Source organism: Paenibacillus sp. FSL P2-0173 (assembly GCF_038008045.1).
Lineage (GTDB): Bacteria > Bacillota > Bacilli > Paenibacillales > Paenibacillaceae > Paenibacillus > Paenibacillus polymyxa_B.
Window position 1 is genome coordinate 1,179,569 of sequence record NZ_JBBOYK010000002.1, and the last position, 17,660, is coordinate 1,197,228.

General features: G+C 45.9%; 16 protein-coding genes. 1 reads left to right on the forward strand and 15 read right to left on the reverse strand.

The annotated features are described in order from the left end of the window. The first annotated feature begins 544 nt into the window (after positions 1 to 544). Positions 545 to 5,038 (forward strand): amino acid adenylation domain-containing protein, encoded by a 4,494-nt coding sequence (locus MKX30_RS15575; RefSeq protein WP_341062971.1) that lies wholly within the window; start codon positions 545 to 547, stop codon positions 5,036 to 5,038. A gap of 117 nt (positions 5,039 to 5,155) precedes the next feature. Here the strand turns inward: MKX30_RS15575 and MKX30_RS15580 are convergent, their stop codons facing one another. The 15 genes from MKX30_RS15580 to MKX30_RS15650 form a co-directional block, all read right to left on the reverse strand. Beyond that, complete coding sequence (locus tag MKX30_RS15580) at positions 5,156 to 6,121, reverse strand: glycoside hydrolase family 25 protein (protein ID WP_341058075.1); 966 nt, start codon at positions 6,119 to 6,121, stop codon at positions 5,156 to 5,158. Between the two features lie 158 nt (positions 6,122 to 6,279). Further along, complete coding sequence (locus MKX30_RS15585) at positions 6,280 to 6,726, reverse strand: phage holin family protein (protein ID WP_341062972.1); 447 nt, start codon at positions 6,724 to 6,726, stop codon at positions 6,280 to 6,282. 87 nt (positions 6,727 to 6,813) lie between these two features. Next, on the reverse strand, positions 6,814 to 7,080 hold the full coding sequence (locus MKX30_RS15590; protein WP_023987386.1) for a hypothetical protein: 267 nt from the start codon (positions 7,078 to 7,080) through the stop codon (positions 6,814 to 6,816). 59 nt (positions 7,081 to 7,139) lie between these two features. Further along, complete coding sequence (locus MKX30_RS15595) at positions 7,140 to 7,751, reverse strand: hypothetical protein (RefSeq protein ID WP_279831934.1); 612 nt, start codon at positions 7,749 to 7,751, stop codon at positions 7,140 to 7,142. A gap of 13 nt (positions 7,752 to 7,764) precedes the next feature. Then, positions 7,765 to 10,329 (reverse strand): hypothetical protein, encoded by a 2,565-nt coding sequence (locus MKX30_RS15600; protein ID WP_279831935.1) that lies wholly within the window; start codon positions 10,327 to 10,329, stop codon positions 7,765 to 7,767. A 1-nt stretch (position 10,330) separates the two neighbouring features. Next, positions 10,331 to 11,005, reverse strand: coding sequence for a YmfQ family protein (locus tag MKX30_RS15605; RefSeq protein WP_341062973.1), 675 nt, complete (start codon positions 11,003 to 11,005; stop codon positions 10,331 to 10,333). Continuing rightward, positions 10,998 to 12,149, reverse strand: coding sequence for a baseplate J/gp47 family protein (locus tag MKX30_RS15610; protein WP_310167416.1), 1,152 nt, complete (start codon positions 12,147 to 12,149; stop codon positions 10,998 to 11,000). The genes MKX30_RS15605 and MKX30_RS15610 overlap by 8 nt, the downstream gene beginning before the upstream one ends. After that, complete coding sequence (locus tag MKX30_RS15615; RefSeq protein WP_028543145.1) at positions 12,149 to 12,613, reverse strand: DUF2634 domain-containing protein; 465 nt, start codon at positions 12,611 to 12,613, stop codon at positions 12,149 to 12,151. Before MKX30_RS15615 ends, MKX30_RS15610 begins: the two co-directional genes overlap by 1 nt. Beyond that, entirely contained in the window at positions 12,606 to 13,013 is a 408-nt protein-coding gene (locus tag MKX30_RS15620) for a hypothetical protein (protein WP_014280222.1), read from the reverse strand. Before MKX30_RS15620 ends, MKX30_RS15615 begins: the two co-directional genes overlap by 8 nt. Continuing rightward, positions 13,006 to 13,983, reverse strand: a complete 978-nt coding sequence (locus MKX30_RS15625) for an XkdQ/YqbQ family protein (protein ID WP_339201604.1) — start codon at positions 13,981 to 13,983, stop codon at positions 13,006 to 13,008. Before MKX30_RS15625 ends, MKX30_RS15620 begins: the two co-directional genes overlap by 8 nt. Further along, on the reverse strand, positions 13,980 to 14,624 hold the full coding sequence (locus MKX30_RS15630; RefSeq protein ID WP_076295027.1) for a LysM peptidoglycan-binding domain-containing protein: 645 nt from the start codon (positions 14,622 to 14,624) through the stop codon (positions 13,980 to 13,982). The genes MKX30_RS15625 and MKX30_RS15630 overlap by 4 nt, the downstream gene beginning before the upstream one ends. 36 nt (positions 14,625 to 14,660) lie before the next feature. Next, positions 14,661 to 16,454, reverse strand: a complete 1,794-nt coding sequence (locus tag MKX30_RS15635) for a hypothetical protein (RefSeq protein WP_339201603.1) — start codon at positions 16,452 to 16,454, stop codon at positions 14,661 to 14,663. 21 nt (positions 16,455 to 16,475) lie between these two features. Further along, positions 16,476 to 16,607, reverse strand: coding sequence for a hypothetical protein (locus tag MKX30_RS15640; protein WP_019686368.1), 132 nt, complete (start codon positions 16,605 to 16,607; stop codon positions 16,476 to 16,478). Between the two features lie 23 nt (positions 16,608 to 16,630). Next, a complete protein-coding gene (locus MKX30_RS15645; protein ID WP_007429164.1) occupies positions 16,631 to 17,065 on the reverse strand; it encodes a phage tail assembly chaperone in 435 nt (144 codons plus the stop codon). A gap of 76 nt (positions 17,066 to 17,141) precedes the next feature. Then, the gene (locus MKX30_RS15650) at positions 17,142 to 17,549 is read right to left on the reverse strand and encodes a phage tail tube protein (protein ID WP_013309122.1); all 408 of its coding nucleotides are present in this window, start codon (positions 17,547 to 17,549) and stop codon (positions 17,142 to 17,144) included. Positions 17,550 to 17,660: the final 111 nt, after the last annotated feature.

The following is a 17,660-nucleotide window of genomic DNA, read 5'->3' on the forward strand; positions in this document are numbered from 1 at the left end:
TTGTAATATGTAATCAAAGCTTGCTTGACCAATATATGTAAGACTATTTATCTAGTAATTACATAAAAAAACTAGGATAAACAGTATTCAACATCATGAATAAATATACACAATTTGTATATTTAATTTATGGATAATTAAATAGTTTAAGAGTAAATATATGTTAAATAGGAATGGATTTATTTAAAGGAAAATTAAGGAAGAATGCCAGGATATTGATTGCGAAATCGGAGAGTCAATTACCAGAAATACTTAATAAATTAATATTTATCAATATTATCGAAATTGTATTAACACCTTAACATTTCATCCATATCGGATGTAGTGAGCTAATTCACACTTTTTAAAAATTCCATTGTAAACCTACGGAAACCTTTTAAAGGGAACTCGCCTTTTTAAATTGGAATAAAATTGTCGAAAATCCGTTTTATTTTTTGTTTAAAAATACATTTTTTCTGCTTGATTGTTTTTATTGGGTGGGCTAGGATCATTTTTATGTAGACTCTATGTTTTTCAATATCTGCATGTATAAGGAGGCTAATGGATGTTCTATGCACTAACACATTCTCAAAAAAGAGTTTGGTATAACGAGAAAATATATGGTACGACAGCCATGCACAATCTGACCGGACTTGTACGCATTCAAAAGGAACTAGAGTTTGACGCGCTGGAGAAAGCGATTCAACTCTTCATTTCCAAAACGGAAGGCCTCCGCATCCAGATCGAAGAGCAAAATGGAGAACCCGTACAGTACGTAAAGCCCTATGAAAAGGAGCAGATCGCATGTATTGATTTTAGTCATGAGCCTGATCCGTTACTTCATTTTGAACAATGGCTGAAGGCTGTGAGTGGACAGGTTATGCCTCTGTTGAATGCCAAACTGTATTCTTTTGTTATTTTTAAACTTGGGCCTGGTGATGTTGGTTATTTGGGTCAATTTCATCATATTATTGCAGACGGTTGGGCCTTACATATCGTGTCTGAACGAATTTCGCAGTATTATACACTACTGGTTAACCACAGCCCCCTGCCTGCTGATGAAGAATATTCCTACATACCTATCATTGATCAAGAACAAGCCTATTTAACATCTGAGCGTTTTATTAAAAATAAAATATTCTGGCATGAAAAATTCCAAACCTTACCCGACATGATACCTATCAACAAAAGCAAAGATATTTCGGCCGTTCGAACGTCCTTTGCCATCGACAGTGAAACTTCACGTATCATTCAGACCTTTATCCAAAGCTCCAAACTTTCTGTAAACGTATTATTCGTATCCGCCCTTCTGCTTTACATCTACCGGACGACTCAAGAAACCGATGTGGTGATCGGGACTCCAGTCCTAAACAGATCGGGCAAAAAACAAAAAAATACGTTTGGTATGTTCACCAGCACCATGCCGTTTCGCATCCAACTGGATGCAGCTTTAGATGCCTGCTCTTTGATGAAGCATGTGGGGGCAGAGCTGATGAATTTTTATTTTCATCAAAAATATCCATATGATCTTCTAGCTAGTGACCTGGAGCTTGCTCAAAAAGGATATAACAGTCTGTTTGGTATGTGTGTTAATTATTACAATATGAAATTTAGTCCCCAATTTGATGGGTGCCCCTATGAAGTTCAGGAGGTTTTCAGTGGTTATCAACCTTATGCGCTGCAACTGGTTATTCGTGACTGGGAGGGGAGCGGAAGAATTACGCTGGACTTTGACTATAAAGTGAATTCTTACAGTGAGACGCAGATCGCAAAAATGTTTGAGTATATCATTCATATCGTTCGCGAGATGATCGAGCAGCCACAGACCCCGATTGCGGAAATTGAAATGCTATCTCCGCAGGAACAAAATGAGCTGATCTATGGGCTGAATCAAACACGTTCTTCCTATCCCTCGTCCCTAACCATTACTCAGTTATTTGAGCAGCAAGTCGTTGAAAAAGCTACTAATATTGCCTGTTACTTTGAAGAGCACACGTTAACCTATCGTGAGTTAAATGAACAAGCTAACCAACTGGCGAGGTTTTTAAAAAGCCGTGGTATTGGGCAAGAGAGTATCGTGGGGATCATGGCTGGGCATTCATTTGAGCTTATCATTTCGGTCTTAGCTGTGTTGAAATCAGGTGGGGCGTATCTGCCTATAGATCCTCACTATCCAGCTGACCGTGTTAGCTATATGCTGGAGGATTCCGGGGCTGCTTTGCTTCTTACCGATGCACCTTTGAATGATGATATTTCATTTTCCAGAGGAGTTTATCGTATAGACGATGCATCCCTGTACCATGGAGATTGCTCGAATTTGAAGCCACAAAGCGGACCGAACCAGCTCGCTTATGTAATTTACACCTCCGGTTCCACAGGCAAACCTAAAGGAGTGGCAGTTCCGCACAAGGGACTTGTGAATTACATATGGTGGGCGAATAAAACCTACTTGTCCGCAGCTCACGAGGTCTTTGCTTGTTATTCGTCAATAGCCTTTGATCTGACTGTCACTTCCATATTCACCCCATTAATCAGCGGACATGCCATTAACCTCTACAGAGATGATGATCCCGGCGAATTTGTATTGTTCCGCATTATGAAAGACCAACGTACAACCATTGTAAAGCTAACTCCCGCACACTTGTCCCTTCTACAAGAGTCGGACATTCGTACATCGAGCGTCCGCAAATGCATTGTAGGAGGAGAAGATCTCAAAGTCAGTCTTGCTCACAACATTCATGACAAGTTTGGCGGAAGTATTGCCCTGTTCAATGAGTACGGACCTACGGAAACCGTCGTAGGCTGCATGATCCATATGTATGATGCAGACCGGGATAGCAGAAGATCCGTTCCCATCGGTGTGCCTTCCGATAACGTGGCTGTATATTTGCTGGATACGCATTTAAAGCCTGTTCCTATGCAGGTAAAAGGAGAAATCTACATTTCCGGTCATGGAGTGGCAAGAGGATATCTGAACAGACCGGAACTCACAAAAGAAAGGTTTCTCGATAATCCTTTTGTTCCTGGCGAACGAATGTATAAAACCGGTGACATGGGGATACGGCTGGAAAATGGCCTGATCGAATACCTTGGCCGAAATGATCACCAAGTCAAAATCAGAGGCTTTCGTATCGAGCTGGGTGAGATTGAAGGAGCTTTATCCTCCTATCCTGACATCCAGCATGCTGTCGTAAACGTGGTGGAAACAGGCGATGCGAATAGATATCCCGTTTTGTGTGCCTATTATGTATCTGATCGTGTTATCTCTCCCAAGCTTCTCAAAGATTATTTACATGCTTGTCTTCCCCATTATATGGTACCAAGCCACATACTCCAGCTGGAAATCATCCCGCTTACATCCAATGGCAAGGTGGACAAGCAAAAGCTTCCTGTACCAGACGTGTCCTCTGGATTAACTGACATATATGAGGAAGCCCATAATACGGTGGAAAGCATTCTCGTGCAGGTTTGGGAAGAGCTGTTCCATACGTCTATCATAGGTATCCACGATAATTTCTTTGCACTGGGCGGAGACTCTATTAAAGCGATCCAGATGACTTCCAAATTAAATAACTATGATTTGGAAGTGGGTGTACAGGATGTCTTAGCGCATCCCAGTATAGCAGAGCTTGCTCATTACACACGCCAAAAGAGCCGACTGTACGATTCTTCAGCTCCCGTCGGCGGAGAAATTCAGCATACACCGATCTCCTTGTGGTTTATGGAGCAGTCATTTCATAATCCTCATCACTATAATCAATCGGTCTTGCTTCTGTTGAAAAATGAAATGGATCGTTCTGCTCTAGAAAAGGCATTTCACAAAGTAATTGAACATCACGATGCTTTAAGGATGAGCATACACCCGGATGGCAAGTTATTTTACAACCCGGAACTCACTGCAATCCCGTTCAAGCTGGATTGTTATGACATGACGCCTATTTCAGCAGAGGCTTGGCAGCATGAATTCAATAAGCTAGTGCATAGCTTGCAATCCGGTTTCGATCTGTCCCACCGTCTTCCTATTCGAGCAGCTATATTCGATCACGGACAAGGAACCTCGGAATTGTTCATCACTGCGCATCATCTAGTTGTAGATGGAGTTTCCTGGAGAATTATATTGGAGGATGTATTGGAGGCTTATCATGCCTTAGAAGAAGGCAAGGAGGTACATTTTTCAAGAAAAACAGCCTCTGTTCAAACCTTTGCCAAGGAGCTTCATCATTATTCCACTACTGCGGATCTACGGGAGGAGCTTGATTTTTGGAATGAAATGGAGGGCGGCAACGACCATTTTCCAGCATTCATCACAAGCCAGCCATCCACTACCGTAAACTATGCTTCATGTGCAGTCGTCGAAGGAGAACTTTCCCCTGCCCATACGCACAAACTGCTCACCAAGGCGAATCAGGTCTATCATACTGAGCCTGTGGATTTACTGCTAGCTGCCTTGTCTTTAAGTGTAAAGGAATGGATTGGATTAGAAGATTTCACTTATGAGGTTGAGCATCACGGAAGGAGCCTGGATCACGTAGACGTATCCAGAACGGTTGGCTGGTTTACGGCGTTACATCCCTTACGTATTCAAGTGCCAGGTACAGAAATAGGCAGTGTCATTGCATATGTCAAGGAACTGCGCCGACGCATTCCCCAACAGGGTATCGGTTATGGCATTTTAAAATACATGCTAGGAGCTATTGAAAAAAGTAAGGAGATTCGTCCCCTACGCTTCAATTATCTGGGACAGTTCGATCACGAAAGTCAGAGTTCAGACTATGTATATAAGCATACTCCAGGCCTTCAAGATGTGGACTACGCCAATCATCTAACGGCTGGCATCGAAATCAACAGCCTGATTGTTAACGACCAGTTGGTGGTCCATATGATGTACAGCACAACAATGTTTGAAAAAGAAAGTATAACCGAATTTATGCATATGTATGTCCAAACTCTACACCGTGTAATTGATTTTACACTTAGTCAGCAGAATGTTCACTTCACTCCTTCGGACTTTGAATCTGCTCGGATTAGCCAAGAGGATATTGAATTGCTTTTCGAATAAGGGTGCAATAAGGGCAGGCGGTTGCCTTCAACCGCCTGTCTATTTAGACTTCGGGCGTAACTGCTTTACTCATTTCATATAAAAGTGGGGTTGGCAGTACATGAGTTCTTTCGAAGATCATTTGGTTGTTTTAAACACACCCAGACGGTTCAGTACGACCAGTAAGCGATAAAAATCATAACTGCTTGGCAGTTTCGCATCCACAATCGGGCTTGCCGGATTAAATGCAACAGCGGCAGCCATCGCTTCCTTCGCCCAGGTCGGCACAGGCATAGCCTGACGCGCCTCCAGTTCAGCTACCCGCTGATCCACTTTTTTAATATAAGCGCTCTGTTCATTCAACGTCTGCTTGAGCACATCTTTGCTGTTTTCAAGGGCAGCGACCTGCTGTTGCAGGGCTTTAAATGCCGCTTTTTCCTCTGCTGTCATTGGCTCATCCCCCTCTTCTCCTGCAAATACTTGGCGTAGCTCGGCCTCTGTTCCGGCGTATACATTCAGGTCAACCGGCCCTTGAATTCCATCAACCCGTCCACTATCGCTGTATTGCCAAAAGTCCCAGCGCTTCCATGCCGTGGTGTCGCCGGGCACTCGTGTACTATAACGCGCAATCCACAGCTTATAACTACCCAATGGGGCTTTGAAATGGGCAGCAAAAGCATTCCCTGTATATACCATCGGCTTGCGGCCGCTTACTCGTTCAAATTCCGTTATAAATGCCAACGCAACCTCATGAATCGCGGCCGAGCTAAGCCCTTCCGGATTATTTTCGTAATCCATCACCGCTGGCAAGTCCAGCGCTTTCGCACCCCCCACCTGATCCAGCACCTCGGCGAAATGCCTGGCTTCCGCTTTTGCTGCGTTTACACTAGTTGCATCTACAAAATGGTAAGCTCCCAGGAGAATCCCGGCTGCCTTGATCCCTTTTGCATTCGTGATAAATGTCGGATCGACGTAACGCTGTCCTTGACTCGCTTTAATAAAGGCAAACGATTTACCATCGGCTCGTACACGCTTCCAATCAATCGTTCCCTGATATCGGGATACGTCAATGCCTTCGGCAGCGTTAGGGCTGCGATTCTGCATAAGGCGTTCCCTCCTTATCATTCATAATGTTGTAGCTCACTTTGTCTCTGTTATCCATATGCTTGGACCATCCATACGGTCTGGGCTTTTCCACTTTTACACCGAAAAAAGGGCGAAAAGGTAGTCTGCCTATTTTGGTAGTGGCCACTAGTGGCACTTTATGAAGCTTTATTTTCTTTGTCGGAAGGGTCGGTTGGCTTTATTTTTTCTCCACTCGACTTGGACTCAAAAATAGCTACCGCATTCCGCAAAATATCCGGCATCGGCACTCCCATTCTGCCCACATTTTCAATAATGGACAACAGCTCGTTCGCTAAATAAAAGAAAACGACGGCATCCCGGAAGTAATGTGCATCCCCGAGAATACCGTCGATTAGATGAGCTACCGTAATGAGCAAAAACACGGTAACCTTGCGAAAAATACCGCAATACCCCTGGCGGCTTTTTAGCTCCCCATTAATCCAGGCCGCTGCCCATCCGGTGAAAAAGTCGATCACGACCATCCACCACAGCAACGTCAACATTGTGGTCCACCCCCCAAAAAAATAACCGATCAAGGTCCCCGTGGATAGCCCCAGCCAAATCTGATCGATCTTTTCATGCATGTTTGTTCCCCCTTCTGAACCAAGGTGTAAAATGAATGCCCTTGGACTGATCCAAGGGCAAATAAACAATTATCTTTGTTTTGTTCTCTATACTGTTTTTTTACGGAAAATAGAGTTATACCATTTAACCGTTTCTTCCTGCTCATTCAGAGCTTCAGTTGATGATGAATCACCTACGTTGCCCGTTACCAGATCAGAACGCTTGGATAAAATAATCTTCATTACTTGTTCACGTTGTTCTTCATCTAAAATGTAGCTTCCCATGATCGTTGCTATATCGCCCTCTCCCCGCTCATAGCGGGTGATGCAAGCATGAGCACAAATACGCAATTGAGCCTCTGTTAAAGCGGTCATAGTTATGACTTCACCTCTTTTATATAAAAATTTTTGCTATATATAATAGTCAGTACACGTTATTTTCCTGTGCTACCAAGCATGAGCTGAGTCAGCATTACTTCGAGATCTGCAATACGCTGCTTCAATTGATCTGTCTCACTTGGCTGTTGCTCTGCTTTTTGTGTCAGTTCCTTAATCGCTTCGGCACTTAATCCTTCACTCCAGAACGTCGTTGGGTCTCTTCGTTCTGGAGCCGTGAATGTCTGAGCAAAATATACAGGTTCATCCCCGCGTTCGTTTTCCGGCTTGTTTTGCCATTCATCATGCAGCTTCTGAAATGCTGCCTGAGATTCCTTGTTCAACTGCTCATACGCACCCTGTGCTTCTATCAATTTTTGGTTATATTCCGCTTCATAAGTCAGCCAGCCTTGGATATCAAAACGAGGATGATATAAGCCTGGCGGCACTGAAATTGCTATCGTATAACCAGCAAGGATGCTTTCTGAACTTGTTCCATTTATGGTACTAGAGCTACTGTCAGTAAGCCGATGGGTGTCTAGCTGCTGCTTTGTATCAGATAGCGTGGGCGAAGATGGAGTATAAAAAGGGACGACACCTGAAAAGGCATCGTCCACCAGCTCGTCCTCCAGATAGAGGCCGTTTGTATTTACTTTAGGTACTGCTTTCATGTGTTAGACCTCCTTATTGTTCAGCCAGAAACGGCGGCAAACTGTCCAAACTAACCCAACCAGTATTTGTTATCGTGATGCCAGCTACGGCAAGTATCGCAACGTTGCCATTGGCTCCAATGTTTATTCGCCCTAAAACGTCATGATCTTTGTCTGTATTCGCTGCCACACCAGCCACGATCGTTCGAGAAGGTCTATACCCTACAGGTAACTGAAACACATTCGTATTCATCGCGCCTGGTTTGGCTACACCTTTTATGTGGACGTAACCATTTGAATCTTTTAGGTAGGATATTTGGCTCAATGATGTATCTATGTTAGTCCACCCATTAAGCAACGTCGGTGTAAGCCATGCAGGATTATCTTTGTCAGCCTTCTTGTTCTCAAGCACCGACACCCTCGCCGTGTTCTGCTGCACACTTTCCACCAAGTCCGCTAAAAGCGTCTTCTCGTTGGCTGCGTAGGAGCCTGTGAATGGTACGGCTGGAGATGCGTCAGTCATAAAGTAGGTTGTTGAAAAGCTGTCCGCTGGGTCATACAACCCCACAACTAACCGCGAAAACGCTACCCCTATGGGTGCGAAGGCGTCCGAACCTGGCCTAATAACAACCTCCCACCGTGAATCCTTTTTACCATTCTTGTACACAGCAAGGATATTCCTCGGTTTGTATTTTAAAGGGCTTTCGGCATTCACATAGGCATAAGCACCGGGAATCGTATTAATACCTGAGCTTTCGCGCAGTACAATCCCCGTACCTACTTCAATCTGATTATCGCCCTCAACAAAGGATAGTTGCCCTTCACTGATAATATGCTCTACAACTGGAACTGCAAGTTGGTAAATGAGTTGATATGACGTGTATTCCGCATAAGAAGCTGTAGGCAAAGGTTTGGAATAGGTAGCTGCACCAATACGATGCACCCAGTATTTTGTGCCTGTACCGTTATATGTCGCGGTGGTTGCTGCTTGTGCCGCCTCTGGAGTATATATTCCTGCATCATACATTTTCCAACCCATAAAATACACTTTAATTTCGTCCGTTGTTGGCGTATAGTTGTCTCCCCATCCGCTGTCTGCGCTCGAGATGGACAGACCAACTACGCCCGAATCTGGGCTAAGGTGGGATTGGTCTGACTCACTCAGTGGGAAAACATGCTGAATCAACTTACCATCGAACTTGGTTATCCTCTCACTATCAACCCTGCCGTTAGTGATAGGTAGACGAACAACTTTATATCCCATTGCTGACGAGAAAAAAAACCAAGGTAACGATCCATCTAATACCAAACTCTTCCACATCTTACTTTTAAAATACTGCCCATCCTGCTCAAACACCCTATCGGCACTACCACCTGTCACCGGATCGGCGTACAGATCTGTTTGGAGAGCAAGCATGGAGTCTTCACGCGACCTGAATGTTTTTGCTGTGCTGCCGATGTTAAGCATAACATCGGAAAACGTTATATCGTCAGTGGATGTCCCCAACAAGCGGATCACTACACCATTAGTGCCTACCGGAACTGTGAATGTGTAAGAGATAAGTCCGATACCTGTTACATTACCGACAACCGCAGTCTCGTTTTGTGTATTTACATGTATTCTACCCGTTGACCCACTCGACTGAGCGGAAATAGTGTAACTCTGACCAGAAACTAATGGGTAGATGGAAGATATCATTATATTGGAAGATGAAACAACAACACTTCGATCATCTTTAATAACGGGTGTTCCCACCTTAGCGTTCCAAGAATAAAAGGAATGGGGGGCCAAATTCTCCCCATACCGAATCGCATACGGATTACGCACAGGCGTTACGCTGTCTACATATGGATATTTGGCAGCTACCTGTTCAGCAACCATGCTATCCAGCGCAGCATATTCTGAGGCGCTAACTTCATAGAGACGAATCGCGTCTGCATAAAAAGCTTGACCCGTTGCTGTGGAAATCGCTGAAACTTCCAAGTTTATCGCAGTATCGTTTGCCGGTGCACATTTTGTATAGATCGTTACAAATTGACTCTTATCTATGGACTGCTTGAGCGCCTTATTACCACCCGTAGAAAAGTTTACATAAATATTATTTGAAGCATTGATGTTTTTAACATCAGCCAGGGCGATATAGTACCTTCCGCCAGTAAGCTTTAATCCGCTACTGTACACGTTATACACGCCGGTGGCATTCTTTGCAGTGACCTTGATTGATCCCATACCCTGCGCCTTATTAGATGTATCAACTGCAAGATCGGCATCCCAACCTAAAAGGCTACCGATTTGGTCACCAGAGCCTGCCCGCCCCAACAGATTCACCAACGTACGCCCGCTCATCCCCGTCAGCGAAAACGGAGATGCCTTTTCCGCATGAACAATTTGTACCCCAGGTTCCAAAGTTACCGCCTTACGATCCGTCGTATCCAGACGCTTCTTGATCGCATTCACACCATCATTCACATCACCTGCAAAATCATCTACAGCGCGCCAGTTTTGGTCCAAATACTTCTCCAGATCAAAATACGTGGTTTTGGGCGATGTGCGGTCAATTTGATTTAAGCCAAGATTTGGTGTTTTTTCGCTTGCCATGTTATGCGCCACCTCCTAAATATCTATCCTGTGTTGTATGTTCATTTTCATAGACGGTCATAGACTCGACTTCAGCAATGGTCAGGTAGCGTAATTTGTACTCCACCGCCATGTGAGCGGGCTTGATCTCCTCAATGGCTGCTTTAAGATCCTCCACGTTGGGCGGAATCCCAATGGTATCCATAAATTTGACCGTAAATCCCCATTCGGCGGGATGAAAAGTGACATCTACCGTGCCTCCGTCATACGCTTCAGCTACATTTTTGACAAGCCGGCCAGAAAAAGTTCCTGCCCCTCGCAGCTTCGATTCCACCACCGCACGCCGTTGGTCCAATGGCTTCGTCGGATCGGTTTCGATACCCAGCTCCATTTCCCAGCGTTCCAACCCCCATGTGGCGGTACGTACGAAAAACTGTCCCACCGTTGCATCCATTGCAAGATACAAGGCATCCAATTCGCTTCCTTTAGCATCCATATCGGAACGCATCACACGTGAGGTTTCATAATAGGCAGGCAAATAGGAAAGCAGCTCGCGTCCCCGCTCGCTGCTCATTTGGCCCACTGTATCTCCCGCTATAGTTACCCGATTAACAAAATTGTCAATACGGTTTGCACGTTTTTCCTGCTCTGGATTGTTCAATAAATCTTCAAAACTGTTCGTTCCATTGCTACTCACTAACGCTCACCGTCCCCAGCACTGCCACCTGACCTGATCCAATCTCAATATTCTGATTGCTCTGTCCATTGATTTTCAGTTCAGAAAAATCAATAATGATCGGAATGTCCAGCAGCACAGCAGAAATCCGGGTATATCGTACCAACGGGTCTTCCTTGTAAAAAGCAAGTTGCTTCAAATACGTCCGCACACCGCTCTCGATCAGTTTTTTGATTTCATCCAGTGTGGACGGCTTCTCTTTGGTACGCTGTACCTTGACTGAGATGTTAATCTCCACTTCTGCCGCTGGCATGATGGTCACTACAGGGCCCGCTGGTGCCAGCCCTTCTCCTTGCCCATCCTGGGTCGGATCAATGTATTTCTGCACCGCAGCCACGATATCCGGACTGGCCGCGCGTTTATCCGTGTCCAGCACATATAAACCCACGGTGCCCGGTCCTTTCCACAATGGAACAACTTCTACGCCACCAACTCCAGCGATCTCATTCGCCCACTGGGTATACTGCGCCTTGTTGCCGCTTGTGCCTTGGTTCCGCACCTTGGCATAAAAACGCTCCAGCAACAGCTGGTCGCTCTCAACGTCTGTACCGCTTTTGGTTTCCTCCGTATTGATCACAGAGGCGACCCCGCTAATCGGGGTTGCCATCACTTGGATGACACCTGCAGGCACATTACCGCTGCGCCCGGGATTGGCCGCCCGAATAGTCGCTTCCCCGGCACCTTGTTCATCCAGCGTGACCGATGCCATGGTCGCATACTCAATGGAAGCTTCCCCGGATACATCATCTGCCGGGGTCGCCACCAACGTTCCCGCCGGGACGGTCGTTCCCGCTGTGCCCGTAAACGTGACCATACCTGAGGCAGCAACCGCTTCTCGCCGTGTCACCCCATGCTCTGCTGTCCGCAAATCCAGCTCTGGCGAGCGAAAATCCGGGTTGTCGCTGGCTGCTGTGCTGGCAAAGCCACGTCGCAGTAGCTCCTGCGCCCAGATTGCCGCTTCGGATAGCATAAACGCTACCGGCGCCTGTGCATCCCAAATAAAAGAGCCCTCGGACTTATCCATGTCCGAAGGCACTTTTTCCAGCATCCGATTTAAAATTTCCTCTTCCGTCTGGTCTACCAAATATTCCGGCAAGTCTGCCATTAGATCACCACACTTTCCACAATTTCTGTTTCATCTCGCACGTTCGTAATCTGGCAGCTAAAATGGCACGCCTCACCTTCCCAGCGAAACGTGAATTGATCCACACTAGCCGTACGTGCATCTGCTAGTAATGCCTCCGTAACCATGCGTTTAATTTCGCTTTCTTGCACACCGTGCCCATAGCTGCTGCCAATTAGCTCCTCCAGCTCACTCCCATAGTCAGGTGAATAGATCACATGCCGGTAGCGAGGAGTGCGAATCGCTTTTTCACACCACTGTACCCAGGCTTCTTTCTCGCCTGTAGTCACGATTTTACGGCTAGGGCTCATAACAAACTCACCAGCTTCAAAATCAAACCGCCAGCTTCGCCCAAATACCGCACGGTTATCCTCCAGTACATCCGGGTCGGTCATATCCGTGTCTGTCCAGATCATATCATCTGTTTCGGGGAATAAATTAGCCACGTCCACTCACCACCTTGCACACGACCACCACATCATTGCCGCTATTCACCCGAACCGCAAGTACACGATCTCCAGGCTTAAGACCTTCGTTCAAACTGAGATTCACATCCTCCAGCTCGTCTTCCCCGATATAAAAGGAAGTTTTCAGCTCTTTGCCTTCCCAATTTTCCGATTCCACTGCGGTTGAGGTGCCTTTATACATATGACGTGGTACAGACAGCAGCCCCGGTAGCTCGGCGACCAGATAATCCTGAAGCTCATGTTTAAAATCGTCCAGCTTGAGTCCCGTGGAGGTGATCGTTCCTAGTACCGCGCCTACCCCACTCAGTGCTTGCTTGGTATGCTTATGAAAAGAAGATTGCAGCGCAGTAGCCAAATGCCCATAGGGGTCCTTATTCAAGGTAAAACCTCCTTTTTACATCGTCATACGTTCCGAGCTCCAGCGACATACTGCCGGGGTTACCTAATTCCCTGCTCACTGAAATGACCAACAGCTTTATGGAACCTAACATTACCGCATCTCCTGCTCGAATCGTGTTCATATCCGGTGCATTTACCGATATCGTTTGTTGTATGCCTCTCAGCTTACTTTTGGCCAACTCACGTGCTGCTGCCCCAGACTTGACCTCGTCATCCTGCACGATCACCTGAAGTGTCCCATATTTGGCAATGTCCTTTTCCTCAAGCGCCATCACCTTGGATGGTACCTCATTGCCTGATTCACTGGCAGCCGTAGCCAGTACCTTCACTCTCGTGGCCGCACCTTCCAGCGTACGGGATTGAGTTGTATCCGTGACTCTCTCCAGAGCATACACATCTTTGTTCGTTCCCAGCTCGTACAGCTCCAAGCCGGAAGAAATCATCCGTGGATGATACAGCTTCCCCCCCGCCTTTGCCGTTTCGCGCAGATCTCCCAGCATCATAGAATAGATGGACTGTGTGCGGTATACGGCGCGTCCCAGCGTTTTTTTCGTATCTGGCAATGAAGCGATTTTCAGCTTCCAGTCCCTAGCATACTTCTGAAAACGCTGAGTAGCCGTCTGCTTGGCAGGAAGTAAATATTCATCCTCTGACTTGTCCAAATACACCGTACGGTCATATAACGTCAGCGTCATACGTTTGAGTCCGTTGTTAGAGGTTTCTACTTCCCAGATCACCGCTGGAGACAACAAGGGAACATAATCCTTTTTACCATAAGGAATCCCACTAACCCGAATGGACATCCCAGGGGAAATGGCGGGCATATCCGGCGTAACGACCAGATTGACCGTGCCCTGATAGGCGATTTGCTCCAGCGAATCCCTCAAATTAATGTTCTCCACAAGCGGCGACAAATCATATTTATCCTGTAACATGACTTTATAGCTCATGACAGCACCAGCTTTTGTCCCGGTTTAATCGCATTCGGATTTTGTCCAATGACCTTTTTATTAAGCTGATAAATACGACTCCATTGCGAACTGTCCCCCAACTCCAGCTTGGCAATTTTGGACAAGGAATCCCCGGACTTAACCGTATATGTTTTTTTCTTTTCTTTCATATCTGTGCGGGGCTTTTTGTTGACCACAGCCGCCTTACTTCCTGTGCCACCAGCTTTTTTGGCAACTTTCATATCACTCCAGGTCCGCAGTGACAGATCAAAATTCACATCCCCATACTCGCCGCCGCGAAAGATCGAATTATGAGATGCCACAATTACTGGCACATTCACGGCTGTCTCCGTAATAATAAAACGTAGCGGGTTCTTGGATAACAAAAAGCCATTCAACGTGTTCATGGCCTCCTGCGGATCAGGGATATCTTCGTATGTGCAATACGCTGGATTGTATTCTTTCGGAAAAAAAGAAGAGAAGGAGATTTCCTTCACCTTCTCCCCTTGTGGGAAGTCAAACTCCCCATAGGATAAAATCGTCGTTGTATCAAATCCCTTTTGCCGTGAGATCGTCACTTCCTCAGGATTCACCGGAAACTGAAATTTTTTCCCTTTACCATCTGTCAAACTAAATTCCATCTCTTTCCTCCTTCCCCGTTGCTACCATCTACTCCATTACATAGCTCCAGCGCCTGCTGGCTTGGTATTCTGCGTTGCACGCAGAATTTCAGCTTTGAGACGGTAGCCAATTTGCGTAATAAGCCCATCCACATCCAGCTTGTTCTCATGTACAGTGACCTGTACAGCCCCCGCAGGAAGATTGAATTGGTTGGTGGTTTCCGTTTTAAAATCCTTCAAAAAGCCAGACAGTGTTCCCATTTGTTCAGGACTGATCTGTACTACTTGAGGTGTCGGATTACCATTACCTTTGCCTTTAGCTTTGGCTCCATTGTTCGCATGAGCCGCAGTATTCAGTAGTGGGTTTGGATTGACTCCCTGGTTAACTATAGCCATCGGTCCGTAAGGATTAGGAACACCTTTTACGCCTGGTTGCGGAGGTACGTTTGCAACTGCACTAGCACTATAATTTATAGCCATAGGCGTTAAGGGCTCAAATGACTTACCTAAATTCGAATGAGGTGGGATTGCTGGTTTAGAGGTTGCTGGTTTAGGAGCTTCAGGAGGCTTAGCTGGCTCTTTCTTAGGTTCATCTTTTTTACCAAAAGAAAAGAAATCAGAAAAGCCTTTACCAAAATCTCCAGCCTTATCAGAAAGCCAGCCTGTAACCTGGGAAGCTTTTTCTCCAAGGAATTTACCAGCGGACTTCGCTTTGTCCATCATGGCTGGACCATAATCTGAGACTAATCCACCAATTTTCCCACCGACAAAGTCTCCCGCCATACCCCCAAGTGTAGAACCAACCACAGTACCAATACCCGGAAGCAAAAATGAACCGATAGCTCCGCCTAATGCAGAACCAGCAGTCCCACCAACTGTGGAACCGATAGCTTCTGCACGTTCTTTACCAGAGGTAGCCTTCGCGATGTTCACAATATCCATTCCATAGCTTAAAGGTCCCAATAGTTTTTTCGCTCCACCTTTTAAAAAGTTCTTAAATAAGCCTGATCCAGCTTCCTCAGCTGCACCTGCAACACTACTTGGTCTGATAATACTTGAGGCTGCATCTGCCGCAGCACTCGAACTTGCAGCGCTAGGCACCACACCAGCGGCTTCACTCGGATTTATCATCCCCAAGCTTTTAGCCTGATCAAACAATCCCTGTCCGCCTTCAATTAAATCTGAAGACCCTCCAAATTTTTCTAAAAACTCACCCCCAGATTTCCCTACATTTAATGCTTTACTAGCAAAATCTTTAAACTTCTCTCTTCGGTTAGCTCCCTGGAGCGGTCCCTTTAAAATACCAAAATCAGTTTTAAATTTTTTAAAAGCTTCAGGAGCTTCAGATATGCTTTTTACCCCTTCACCAACTTTTTTTACATTACCAAGAAAATCCTTTACCTGAGTTAATGCGTCCTTAGGCTCTTCTTTTTTCTCTGCAGCTGGTGTCACAGATCCCAACTTAGTACCTAAATCAACAATAGCTGCTGTATTGGCATTTACAGCTATAGTATTCAATTGCACCGCCGTGCTTAGCAAAACGATACTCGGATTGTTATCAGACTTCGGGGAGCCTGAGCCAGATTGGGAGTTTACCTTCAAATTCACATTCCCCGAGGCGTTAATAATCTGGGATTTGACCCGGTTAATCTTGTTCAACAGATTATCCAATCCTTTGGAAGCCATATCGTTCAGCACAATTTCCGGGGCCATGCGAGTGCGGCCGATTTTCAACACACGTCCTTGAATCCGCTCAAAATAGCGTTCCATTGCGCGCAATTCTCTGTTCGCCTTAATGACGTTTTTAGGATCAATCACAAGGTTCATGCGGTAATTTAATGCTTCTGCCATCTATCATGTTCACCTCCTTGTTTATGCTTTTGAAGCTGCTATGCTATCCATTTCCTGTTCGGCAAACGCCAGCAGCAGCATACGCTCACCACGGGGAAGTCGCCAAAAGTCTCCGGGACGGAGGTGGTGCCGGACCCACAAGTGGTACAGCATCGTCGTCATTCCCCCGGAGCCGATTAGTTTTTTAGGTCAGCAATCTCAACACCAAAACCGGACAGTTCCAGCACCTTATCTCCTACTGCATCCAGTTCACCTGCCAGTAGCATACGGCGGACAGACTGTTCGCCACCGGACAGCTTTAAGCGGCTTGTAATCCGGGGATCGCCCCAACCGTTAAGGGACAAGCCTTTTACTTCCAGCTTTCCAGTAGCTTCCGAAATCAACAAGGCGTTGAACGTTTCGGTATCTACCTTTTCATCCACTGCACCTTTCACAGTCCGTCGAATTGTGCAGCGTTCACGAATGCTGTCCACCTTACTGGAGGTCAGGCCGTGCAGCACAATTTTCATATCGAGGCGCTTGATACGTACCGTTTCCTCTGGCAGTTTTTCAGCAGCTTCAAACAGGCTATCCAAAATTTGTTCTTCTGTCATATTCTCATTTAAGCTCATAAGTCATTCTCCCTTATTGTTCATTTGTATTTAGGGAATGGAACGCCTGGCAGCATCCCATCCCCCGTTAACCAATTTAGTTTGCTACAATCGGATCAAGCAGCTCATAGCCTTCAAAGGTGAAGGTCGTTTCTTCCTGTACTTCTTCACCTGCTGTCCAGTTGGCCAGTTGAATTTTGTCAGCAGTGCAACGAATGAGACGAATACTTTCATGTCCGAAGGCTTCTGGATCATCCAATTTAGTAATAATCTCAAAACGGTTAAAACCGCGACGAATCATATCGGACGTAACCTTGTAGCCACTCATCGTTCCCGTTCCCTTTTTGATACCGCGCTTGTGTACCTTCCACTCGTTGCCCACGAGATTCAGCTCGCGTTTTTCCATTTCCACGCTGGCTTCCAGCTTATTGATATTCGTCTGCCACACCCCATCCACATGCGCCTGACCATACGTACCTAAAATGACTCTTGAAGCATCCAACATTTCTTTTTCCTCCTCAAAATAATCCATAATATAGTTCGGGATTTCATAAAATCCTCGTAGTTAACAAGCTACTTTAATCCTGCTGATTGCCTGCGAAATACTTGTACACGT